Origin of the sequence: Pseudomonas sp. (assembly GCF_041601375.1) — a bacterium.
Taxonomy (GTDB): Bacteria; Pseudomonadota; Gammaproteobacteria; order Pseudomonadales; family Pseudomonadaceae; genus Aquipseudomonas.
In genome coordinates, this window is record NZ_JBFIIG010000290.1 from 1 (window position 1) to 2,689 (window position 2,689).

At 63.0% G+C, this 2,689-nt stretch carries 2 protein-coding genes and 1 pseudogene; 2 read left to right on the forward strand and 1 reads right to left on the reverse strand.

Annotated elements, in window-relative coordinates; genetic code table 11:
• Window positions 1-125: pseudogene (locus tag ABZE94_RS21145) on the forward strand (peroxiredoxin); the annotation flags it as partial.
• A 244-nt stretch (window positions 126-369) separates the two neighbouring features.
• Entirely contained in the window at window positions 370-1,926 is a 1,557-nt protein-coding gene (gene ahpF, locus ABZE94_RS21150) for an alkyl hydroperoxide reductase subunit F (RefSeq protein WP_372878153.1), read from the forward strand.
• A 31-nt stretch (window positions 1,927-1,957) separates the two neighbouring features.
• Here the strand turns inward: ahpF and ABZE94_RS21155 are convergent.
• On the reverse strand, window positions 1,958-2,689 hold a 732-nt coding region (locus tag ABZE94_RS21155), incomplete at its 5' end, for a DUF6685 family protein (RefSeq protein ID WP_372878155.1).

Sequence of the window (2,689 nt, forward strand, 5' to 3'; positions counted from 1 at the left end):
AAACCCTGCGCAAGCTGCAAGCCGCTCAGTACACCGCCGCTCACCCGGGCGAAGTCTGCCCGGCCAAGTGGAAGGAAGGCGAAGCCACTCTGGCTCCTTCGCTTGATCTGGTTGGCAAGATCTAAAAATGGCTGTAGAGCTGCTGCGCTAGGCATTGCTGCGTTGAAGTCAGGCTCGGACTTGTCATGTACTTAAGTACACTCCGCGTCCTCGCCTGACTTCGCCTTGCACTGCCGTCGCTCGCGACACTCTCCATTCCATTTTATTCACGCCTCATGAAGCCCACCGGTTTCTAAAGGCGCCCGATGCCTGGGCGCGATCCGCCCGGGCATTTTATTGCCCGAATTTCGTCATTGAGGACATTTCGCCATGTTGGACGCCAATCTGAAAGCCCAGTTGAAGACCTACCTCGAGAAGGTCACCCAGCCGTTCGAGATAGTCGCGTCCCTCGATGACAGCGACAAATCCCGCGAACTGCTCGGCCTGCTGCAAGACATCGTCGGCCTGACCGACAAGATTGCCCTCAAGACCGATGGCCGCGACAGTCGCACGCCGTCGTTCTCGCTCAATCGCCCCGCGGCGGACATCAGCCTGCGTTTTGCCGGTATACCCATGGGCCACGAATTCACCTCGCTGGTGCTGGCGTTGCTGCAGGTCGGTGGTCATCCGTCCAAGACCGCGGCGGACGTGATCGAACAGATCAAGGGCATCGAAGGCGAATTCAATTTCGAAACCTACTATTCGTTGTCCTGCCAGAACTGCCCGGACGTGGTCCAGGCGCTGAACCTGATGGCCGTGCTCAATCCCAATATCCGCCATGTGGCCATCGATGGCGCGCTGTTCCAGGCGGAGGTCGAAGCGCGGCAGATAATGTCGGTGCCGAGCCTCTATCTGAACGGCGAGCTGTTTGGCCAGGGGCGCATGGGCGTGGAAGAAATCATCGCCAAGATCGACACCAATGCCGGTGCCCGCGATGCCGACAAGCTCAACGCCAAGGCCGCCTTCGACGTGCTGGTGGTCGGCGGTGGCCCGGCCGGCGCTGCGGCGGCTATCTATGCCGCGCGCAAAGGCATTCGTACTGGGGTGGCGGCCGAGCGTTTCGGCGGCCAGGTGCTCGATACCATGGCCATCGAGAACTTCATCTCGGTGCAGGAGACCGAAGGGCCGAAGCTGGCCCGCGCCCTGGAAGAGCACGTCAAGCAGTACGACGTGGACATCATGAACCTGCAGCGTGCCAGCGCCATCATCCCGGCCAAGCAGGCGGGTGGCCTGCATGAGGTGAGGTTCGACAGCGGTGCGACGCTGCAAGCCAAGACCCTGATTCTCGCCACCGGTGCGCGCTGGCGGGAGATGAACGTGCCCGGCGAGCAGGCGTACCGCGGCAAGGGCGTGGCCTACTGTCCGCACTGCGACGGTCCGCTCTTCAAGGGCAAGCGGGTGGCGGTGATCGGTGGTGGCAACTCCGGCGTGGAGGCGGCCATCGACCTGGCCGGCATCGTCGCCCATGTCACCCTGATCGAGTTCGACAGCCAGTTGCGTGCCGATGCGGTGCTGCAGAACAAGCTCAACAGTCTGGCCAACGTGACCATCATCAAGAGCGCGCTGACCACCGAGGTGCTGGGCGATGGGCAGAAGGTCAAGGCGCTGGTCTACCAGGATCGCAATACCGACGAGCTGCACAGTGTCGAGCTGGAAGGCATCTTCGTGCAGATCGGTCTGCTGCCCAATAGCGACTGGCTCAAAGGCGTGATCGAGTTGTCACCGCGTGGCGAGATCATCGTCGATGCCAGAGGCGGCACCAATGTGCCTGGTATCTTCGCCGCCGGCGATGTGACCACGGTGCCGTACAAGCAGATCGTCATCGCTGTGGGCGAGGGCGCCAAGGCGTCGCTGAGCGCCTTCGACCATCTGATCCGTTCGGTCTGAGGCAGCCTCGCTGGTCCGGAAACGAGCACGGCTAGATCGCTGAAGGCGTGCCCGGGCTCGGAACTGTCTCAAGTTCGTGCGCGGCAAGCCCTTGTAGATGCAGCACTACATCCGGTGCTCCGGCCAGGCGCAGGCCTTCACCCAGGGCGCTGGCTTCGGCGGAGTGCTTGGGCAGCAGGAGGAACTCCGGCGCGCCCGGGTTGCGCAGCAGCGACAGGCGGGCATACGGCAGGCCGGTATCCAGCAGCAGGCTCATAAATGCCGGGTCGCTCCAGGCGGCGCCAGGCATGGCCAAGACGTGATAGCGCTGTTGCAGTTCGTTCAGGCCGCCGCTGCTCAGGCGGTAACGGGACAGTTCGGCGGGTAAGTTGATTTCCAGTTGGCGGCGGCGTGCATAGGCGACGGCGCAGGCCAGGGCTTCGCTGTGCTGCTCGCCGCCCCAGAATATCCGCTTGCCGTGCCAGCTGGCCTGGCGCAGGCTGATGCATTCGCCGGCGAGGAAGCGCGGCAGGGCCTGGCTGATGGTTCTGACGAAGTCTTTGTAGCTGATGATGCGCACCTGGCGGCAGTCTTCGCTGAGGGCGTATTCCTCGAAGCTGGCGAAATGGGCTTGTTCGGGGTTGCAGTTGCTCAGCCCATCGATCAGGCGCAGGTCGAACGATTCCAGCTGCTGCTGTTGCACCTCGACGATTCGAGTCAGTACCGCGTGGGCCTGGGCTTTGTCTTCCTGCACCGGGCCGGACAGGGCGCCGCGCGGCAGTTC

Excerpts from the sequence above, each read along its gene's own strand:
- ahpF (WP_372878153.1), top strand. The coding sequence starts at position 370 with ATGTTGGACGCCAATCTGAAAGCCCAGTTGAAGACCTACCTCGAGAAG.